Source organism: Ginsengibacter hankyongi, assembly GCF_008710285.1.
GTDB classification, from domain to species: Bacteria; Bacteroidota; Bacteroidia; order Chitinophagales; family Chitinophagaceae; genus Ginsengibacter; species Ginsengibacter hankyongi.
The window spans coordinates 1-1,846 of the sequence record NZ_VYQF01000020.1; the positions used below are offsets into that span (position 1 = coordinate 1).

Consider the following 1,846-nt stretch of genomic DNA (forward strand, 5'->3'; position numbering starts at 1 on the left):
CAACGGCAGCACTGCTACCGAACCTATCCCACTAAATAAATATATCCCCCATGGAATCTATCAACTGGAAATAAACGGGAGCGACGATACTATAACAAATAACAAGTTGATCTATTAGGTTATCATAAAAAGAATTACTCTCGATTAGTAAACATTCTACAAAATTTGGGATGATTTGCTCATTTCTTACAATAAATAACCCGGAAAATGAGTTAATGGAGGAATCCGGACACAGGCGGCTTAAACAGCATTGAAATTTTAAGAAATTACGGTGCCGGATTTACAAAGCCAATATGGAAAATGCCTGCTTTCTTTTGAAATTCTTAATCAGAAATCTTAGGCTACCTCTAACAAGAGAGAGATCTCTAATTTGCGATAAGTCAGCCAGTTGCACCATTTCCGACATATTTTGTAAAATTCAGTTCCTTACCCTGCTTTTTGAAAAAACGCTGAATGATTTTATAAAAATTTATAGTTACAATCTAATAATAGAAAAGATCCAGAAACTTTTCTCATGTATTAGCGGTCCGAGACCAACCTATTTAAATTTATCTTTTTTGCCTTCGAAAAAAGTGGTCATTATCCTTTCTATCACACTCTTTTTCGGAACTACCGTTTTAGCGGATTATACAATCAATACAGGCGTCACTACTGATCCTGCAACAACACCACTTTTACTAAATGCCACAGGTACCATTTCAATTTATGGTACCATGGCCATTAATTCTAATGTTACATTTACGAGTGCAACACCACTAACTATTCTTGTATATGGTACTGGCGGGACAATACAATGGAACAACAATTGCACTTTGGCTTTTCCGGCGGGTACTACTATCACTTACATTAACAACCCTACCGCTCCACCAGGACTTCAGGGCACACCAGCCAGTGCTTCAAAAATTTTACAAATTGGTGGCGTAAAATATGCCAGCGCCAATGACAACTCCAATAATGTTGTATTCGATTTTACTCAATTAAATTCTATTGGGGGCACTGCAACAATTAATGCAACCACAAGCACTCCATCCGTTTGCTCTTCTTCAGTGGCATCTTTTTCCGCCAATGAACTGCTGCCTTCGGGAGTTGCTTATTATATCCAATGGATCAGTTCCGCCGGCGGCACTTTCAGCGATAATAATACAATAAGCGCCTCCAATACCTCATTAACCGGGATGTCAACGGGCCAAGATACCGTATTTTGTAATTTATATGCTAATTCGGGAGGTTCTACTTATTATTCCGTAAGTACGGATACGGTACTATTGACTGTAAACGCGATTCCCCAGGCTCCCACAGCTTCGTTAACGCAACCAACCTGTTCGACATCAACCGGTACCATTACTATAACGGCCCCCACAGGGGCAGGAATGACTTATAGTACCAATGGAGTTACCTACACTAATACAACCGGATTTTTTAGCGGCACGGCCGCAGGTTCTTACAGCCTTACAGCAAAGAACAGCAGCGGATGTGTGTCATCAATAACTCCTGTGACCATTAATGCACCACCTGCAACACCGGCTGCACCTACAGCAAGTGTAACTGCGCAGCCTTCCTGCACTGTCGCCACAGGGAACATCACTATTACGGCTCCGACCGGCGCAGGAATGACTTATAGTACTGATGGGATTACCTATACCAATACGACAGGCATTTTCAGCGGTATGGCGTCAGGTTCTTACAGCCTTACGGCAAAGAACGGCAGCGGATGTGTTTCATCAATGACTTCGGTGACTGTTAATGCACAACCTGCACGTGCTACGGGGTCTCTCAGCGGATCAGCAAGCATCTGCAGCGGATCATCAGCCAGCTTAAATATCGCTGTAACGGGCGCAGGTACTAT

General features: G+C 42.4%; 1 protein-coding gene. It reads left to right on the forward strand.

The genetic code is table 11. The annotated features are described in order from the left end of the window. Nucleotides 1–557: 557 nt before the first annotated feature. On the forward strand, nucleotides 558–1,846 hold a 1,289-nt coding region (locus tag FW778_RS22885; RefSeq protein ID WP_150417249.1), incomplete at its 3' end, for a hypothetical protein.